The sequence below is a fragment of the Pseudomonas sp. genome (genome assembly GCF_033723075.1).
Taxonomy (GTDB): domain Bacteria; phylum Pseudomonadota; class Gammaproteobacteria; order Pseudomonadales; family Pseudomonadaceae; genus Aquipseudomonas.
In genome coordinates, this window is sequence record NZ_JAWVXU010000010.1 from 218,429 (window position 1) to 224,791 (window position 6,363).

The 6,363-nt window shown below is 63.4% G+C and carries 5 protein-coding genes; all 5 read right to left on the reverse strand.

Annotated features, from left to right (window positions below; translation table 11 throughout):
- Window positions 1-145: 145 nt before the first annotated feature.
- Window positions 146-1,159, reverse strand: coding sequence for a 23S rRNA (adenine(1618)-N(6))-methyltransferase RlmF (gene rlmF / locus R3355_RS14110; protein ID WP_318961732.1), 1,014 nt, complete (start codon window positions 1,157-1,159; stop codon window positions 146-148).
- A gap of 104 nt (window positions 1,160-1,263) precedes the next feature.
- Window positions 1,264-1,824, reverse strand: coding sequence for a VTT domain-containing protein (locus R3355_RS14115; protein ID WP_318961733.1), 561 nt, complete (start codon window positions 1,822-1,824; stop codon window positions 1,264-1,266).
- Window positions 1,825-1,838: 14 nt separating this feature from the next.
- Window positions 1,839-2,135 (reverse strand): winged helix-turn-helix domain-containing protein, encoded by a 297-nt coding sequence (locus R3355_RS14120; RefSeq protein ID WP_318961735.1) that lies wholly within the window; start codon window positions 2,133-2,135, stop codon window positions 1,839-1,841.
- Between the two features lie 75 nt (window positions 2,136-2,210).
- The gene (gene nhaD / locus R3355_RS14125) at window positions 2,211-3,572 is read right to left on the reverse strand and encodes a sodium:proton antiporter NhaD (RefSeq protein ID WP_318961736.1); all 1,362 of its coding nucleotides are present in this window, start codon (window positions 3,570-3,572) and stop codon (window positions 2,211-2,213) included.
- Window positions 3,573-3,986: 414 nt separating this feature from the next.
- Window positions 3,987-6,363, reverse strand: a 2,377-nt coding sequence (locus R3355_RS14130; RefSeq protein ID WP_318961738.1) for a valine--tRNA ligase, incomplete at its 5' end; no start/stop codon positions are given.

Here is a 6,363-nt window from a genome sequence, read left to right on the forward strand (position 1 = left end):
GGATTGCATCCGGGCTACGGGACTGCAAAAAGCATCGCGGGCATGGGCTAGGCGCCCCCGCCGCTCCTACGATGTCTAAGTCCTGCGAGGCTTGCACATAAACATAGGATCTACGTTATGGCGATTTGACCATTTGCGGCAGGTCTTATTGCCAGCGTGCTTGCCGCCAGTCCTGGCGCTGCTGCGGCGTGAGGAAGGTCCAGGCGACGAAGCGGCTCTGTTTCTGCCCCTGGGCCATTTCCACGGTGCGCACCTCGAGCGCGCCGGCCTTTTTCAACGCGCTGTAGACGCCGGGCAGGTTGCTCGCCTTGGAGATCAGGCTGCTGAACCAGAGCACCTGCTGGGCATGCTGCGCGCTTTCCGCGATCAGGCGGCTGACGAAGGCCGCTTCGCCGCCCGGGCACCACAGCTCCGCCGCCTGGCCACCGAAATTCAGCACCGGCAGTTTGCGCTTGGGGTCGAGTTTGCCCAGGTTGCGCCACTTGCGCTTGCTGCCGCTGCTGGCCTCTTCCGCGCTGGCGTGGAAGGGCGGGTTGCACAGGCTCAGGTCGAAGCGCTCGTCGGTGCCGAGCAAACCCTGAAGGATGTGCTGGCTGTCCGGCTGTTGGCGCAGTTCGATGGCGCCGGCCAAGCCGGGGTTGGACTGCACGATGGCCTTGGCCGAGGCAATGGCGCTGGCGTCGATGTCCGAGCCGAGAAACTGCCAGGCATATTCGCGGTTACCCAGCAGCGGGTAGATGCAGTTGGCGCCGACGCCAATATCCAGCGCGCGCACCTTGGCCCCGCGCGGTATCTCGCCAGCATTGCTGGCGGCCAGCAGGTCGGCCAGGTAATGCAGGTAATCGGCACGGCCGGGGATTGGCGGGCACAGGTAGTCGGCCGGAATATCCCAGTGCGCGATGCCGTAGAACTGCTTGAGCAGCGCCCGGTTGAACACCCTGACCGCCGCCGGGTTGGCGAAGTCGATGCTCTCATTGCCATAGGGGTTGATGATCACGAAGGCCGCCAGCTCCGGGCTGGCCTCGATCAGCGCGGGGAAGTCATACCGCCCCTGATGACGATTGCGCGGGTGCAACTGGCCTTTGTCGGCATCGGGTTTGGCCGGGGCAGGGCGCGGCGCGGCGGGTTTACGGTTGGGGCGTTTGGTCGGCGATGACATGCTGGCGCTTTCGGCAGGGGCGGAGCGCGGCATTTTCCCATAGCTGCTGCGGTCGTGCTGGAAAAGCGTGTGTTCGATGGTTTGGTTCCGCCGCCCGTGGCCGGCTAAGCGATATCCAGCCACATCGCCAAATAATCGAAGAACAGGCAGTACAGCGCGATCGGCAGTGGCAGGCCAAGCAGGGTGCCGAGCAGGTAGGTGCGAAAGGGCACGCCGGACAGGGCGAGGCTGTAGTTCAGCGCCGGTACCGTCTGGAACAATGTGCGCAGGGCGATGATGCTGGCCAGGGGGTGGCGGTCGAGGCCGGCCAGCAGGCGCTGGGCCAGGCGGCTGTCGAGTTCGCGCAGGGCGTTGCCGCCCAGGTAGCGGATGGTCAGGAAGGTGAATACGCAGGAGACGATGGCGGCCAGGTAGGTGGCGATGCCGCCATAGACCCTGCCCAGCGCCAGCACCGCGGCGGCGAGAAACAGCCAGCCGGGAATCTGGATCAGGTTGCCCAGGGCAAACAGCAGAGTGAACAGCAGCAGACCTATGACCGGGTGCATCAGGATCGAGTTCTGCAGGGCTTCGAGGCTGAACTGGGCGCGGATACCCAGGGCCTCGAACAGCAGGAACAGGCCCAGCAGAAACAGGAGCACCAGTAACAGGCGGTGGGAGCTGCGCATGGAGAGTCTCTTGCTCAGGGATAACCGAGTATGGTCCTGATCTGCGCCAGGTTGGCCGCGATCCACTGTGGGTTGATCGCGCCCCAGTCACGAATGGCGTAGTGCCCGGCATTGTTGCGCTCGCCCGCCTGCTGGACGAAGACGCAGTCGATATCCAGATCGGCGAGTGCCGCCAGGGTGTCCTGGGCGGTACGCCGAGGCATGCCGGTGGCGTCCATCAGGGCCGGCACGCTGCAGGCGCTGCCACTGTCGATCAGCCAGGCCACATAGAGGCGGCGGTAGAAACTGCTTTTGGTTTTGCTCACGTCCATCGGCTGAGGATCCTGCTGTAAGGGATGGGGGGCGCCCTAGCGCGGGCGCCCCCCAGCCTAAGCGGCTGCCGGCTGTCAGGCCAGCGTGGCGATGCCGATATAGGTCGCCGCACCGGCCAGGTAGCCGATCAGGGCTAGCAGACTGATCTTCTTCAGGTACCAGATGAAGTTGACCTTCTCCATGCCCATTGCCGCCACGCCGGCCGCCGAGCCGATGATCAGGCAACTACCGCCGGTGCCGGCGCAGTAGGCCAGCATTTCCCAGAAGGTGCCATTGACCACGAAGTTGCCCAGCCAACCATTACCGCCGGCCGCCGCCAGCGTCTCGGGGTTGACCAGCGGGTACATCTTCATGGCACCGGCCACCAGCGGCACGTTGTCGACCACCGAGGACAGCAGGCCGATGGCGATGTTGATGGCATAGACGTTGCCCAGGCTGTCCTTCAGCGCGCTGGCGACCTGAGTCAGGTGGCCGGCGGTGGCCAGGCTGGAGACGGCGAGCAGGATACCGAGGAAGAACAGCACGCTGGTGGTGTCGATCTTGCGCAGTACGCCGACCACCGAGAGAGGGTGCTTGTCTTCTTCATTCTTGCCGCGGTGCAGTATTTCGGTGACCACCCAGAGGATGCCAAGGCCGAAGAGGATACCCATGTAAGGCGGCAGGTGGGTGACGGTCTTGAACACCGGGACGAACACCAAGGCGCCGATGCCAAGGATGAACACCAGGTTGCGCTCGAACGGGGTGGTCGGGTCGCGGCGCTCCTCCCTGGTTGGCTTCACCACCGGGCGTTCGAATTCGCCCTTCATGGTCAGGCTCACCACCAGCAGCGGTACCAGCAGGCAGACCAGGCTGGGGAGGAACAGTTGGGCGACGATGCCGCTGGCGGTGATCTGGTTGCCGATCCACAGCATGGTGGTGGTCACGTCGCCGATCGGCGACCAGGCGCCGCCGGCATTGGCGGCGATTACCACGATGCCGAGGAAGAACCAGCGCTCGTGCTTGTCCTTGATCAGCTTGCGCAGCAGGGAAACCATGACGATGGTGGTGGTCAGGTTGTCCAGCGCGGCAGACAGGAAGAAGGTGATGAAACCGACCATCCACAGCAGGTGCACGCGCTTGTTGGTGCGGATGCGGTCGGTGATGACCTTGAAGCCTTCATGGGCGTCGATCAGCTCGACGATGGTCATGGCGCCCATCAGGAAGAACAGGATCTCCGATATTTCGCCGAGGTGGTGGCGCAGTTCGGTCGTGACCTCGTGGCCCGAGCTCTCGCCCAGTAGCGGCAGGATGCTGTCGGCCCCCAGCACCAGTACCGTCCAACAGATGACAGCGGTGAGGATGGCCGAGGCGGCCTTGTCGATTTTCAGTGGGTGTTCCAGGGCGATGCATAGATAGCCGAGCACGAAGATCACGGCCATAAGCATGTAGGCATACATAGGCGAGGTTTCCAGTCAGAGGTTTAAGGTTTGAAATGATTAGAAAAATAATGGGCGGCAGGATGCACCAATAGACCGGCAACTGGAAGGCGTTGGGTGTCTTGGGGGCGTTAATCGTGACTAAATGTCGCAGTGCCTTGACGACCGACAAGAAAGGACTACTGCTCGCCGCAGGCAGTGCCCCAGGTCTATCGGCGCGGCGCAAAGCTGGCGGATTGTCGCTGCGCTCCGAAGCCGCCCTACGTCCCGAGCGAGCGGCTGGATCTGGAGCATGCCGCAATCCGTAGGGTGGCACTCGCCGCAGGCAGTGCACCGTGGTTTCTCGGCGTGGCACAAGCCCCGGTGGGCTCTGTGCGAAGAAAAAAGCCCGCGGTCTGGCGACGGCGGGCTTGGCGTTTGCAGCTTGGTTATGGTTTACAGGCTGGCGATGCGCTCGCGCTGTTCGGCCAGCTTGCCAAGGGCCTGTTCCGCCTCGGCCAGTTTGCCGCGCTCCTTGTCGAGCACCTCGGCTGGCGCCTTGGCGACGAAGCCTTGGTTGGCCAGCTTGCCGCCGACCCGTTTGACCTCACCCTCCAGGCGCTGGATTTCCTTGTCCAGACGCGCCAGTTCGGCGTCCTTGTCGATCAAGCCGGCCATCGGTACCAGCACTTGCATGTCGCCAACCAGGGCGGTGGCGGACATCGGCGCCTCTTCCCCGGTTTGCAGCACGCGCACCGATTCCAGCTTGGCCAGCTTGTTCAGCAGCGGCGCGTTGTCGGCCAGGCGGCGCAGGTCTTCATCGCTGGCGTTCTGCAGGATGATGTCGATGCGCTTGGCCATGGAGATCTTCATCTCGCCACGGATCTGCCGCAGGCCGAGCATCAGCTGCTTGACCCACTCGATATCGCCTTCGGCGGCGGCGTCGATGCGGCTCTCGTTGGCCACCGGCCAGGCCTGCAGCATGATGGTCTCACCGCTGACGCCGGCTTGGCCCTTGATCCGCTGCCAGATTTCTTCGGTGATAAAGGGCATGAACGGGTGGGCCAGGCGCAGGGCCACTTCCAGCACGCGTACCAGGGTGCGGCGGGTGCCGCGCTGGCGTTCGATGGAGGCGTGCTCGTCCCACAATACCGGCTTGACCAGCTCCAGGTACCAGGCGCAGTACTCGTCCCAGATGAACTCGTAGAGCGCTTGCGCGGCCAGGTCGAAACGGAAGGCGTCGAGCTGGCGGGTGACTTCGGCTTCGGTGCGTTGCAGGGCGGAGATGATCCAGCGGTCCACCGAGGACAGCTCGACTGCCTCGCCGTTGACGCCGGTGTCCTGGCCATCGGTGTTCTCGATGACGAAGTTGGCGGCGTTCCAGATCTTGTTGCAGAAGTTGCGGTAACCCTCGACCCGGCCCATGTCGAACTTGATGTCGCGGCCGGTGGAGGCCAGCGCCAGGTTGGTGAAGCGCAGGGCGTCGGTGCCGTAGGCGGCGATGCCGTCGGGGAACTCGGCGCGGGTCTGCTTGGCGATCTTCTCGGCCAGCTTGGGCTGCATCATGCCGCTGGTGCGTTTGGCCACCAGGGATTCCAGGTCGATGCCGTCGACGATGTCCAGCGGGTCGAGCACGTTGCCTTTGGACTTGGACATCTTCTGGCCCTGGCCGTCGCGCACCAGGCCGTGGACATAGACGGTCTTGAACGGCACCTGCGGCGTGCCGTCGTCGTTCTTCACCAGGTGCAGGGTCAGCATGATCATGCGCGCGACCCAGAAGAAGATGATGTCGAAGCCGGTGACCAGCACATCGGTGGGGTGGAAGGTCTTGAGAAATTCGGTCTGCTGCGGCCAGCCGAGGGTGGAGAAGGTCCACAGGCCGGAGCTGAACCAGGTGTCGAGGACGTCTTCGTCCTGGCGCAGCGGCTGCTCGCCGAGGTTGTGCTTGGCGCGCACTTCGGCCTCGTCGCGGCCGACATAGACGTTGCCGGCTTCGTCGTACCAGGCCGGAATGCGATGGCCCCACCACAACTGGCGGCTGATGCACCAGTCCTGGATGTCGCGCATCCAGCTGAAGTACATGTTTTCGTACTGCTTGGGCACGAACTGGATAGCGCCGTCTTCCACGGCCTTGATTGCCGGTTCGGCCAGCGGCTTGGTGGAGACGTACCACTGGTCGGTCAGCCACGGCTCGATAATGGTGCCGGAGCGGTCGCCTTTCGGCACTTTCAGGGCATGGGCATCGATGCCTTCCAGCAGGCCGGCGGCTTCAAACGCAGTAACTATCTGTTTGCGCGCGACGAAGCGATCGAGGCCGGCGTATTCGCCCGGCAGGCTGCCATCGACTTCAGTGTTGACGCTGCCGTCGACGTTGAACACCTGGGCGGTAGCGAGCACCGCGGCGTCCTTGTCGAAGATATTGATCAGCGGCAGGTTGTGGCGCTTGCCGACTTCGTAGTCGTTGAAGTCGTGGGCCGGGGTGATCTTTACGCAGCCGGTGCCTTTTTCCATGTCGGCATGCTCGTCACCGACGATGGGAATACGGCGATTGACCAGCGGCAGCATGATGAATTTGCCAATCAGGTCTTTATAGCGCGGATCTTCCGGGTTTACCGCCACGGCGGTATCGCCCAGCATGGTTTCCGGGCGGGTGGTGGCTACTACCAGATAGTCTTTGCCATCGGCGGTCTTGACGCCGTCGGCCAGCGGGTAGCGGAACTGCCACATATGGCCTTTTACATCACGGTTTTCCACTTCCAGATCGGAGATGGCGGTGTGCAGCTTGGGATCCCAGTTCACCAGGCGTTTGCCACGGTAAATGAGGTCGTCTTCA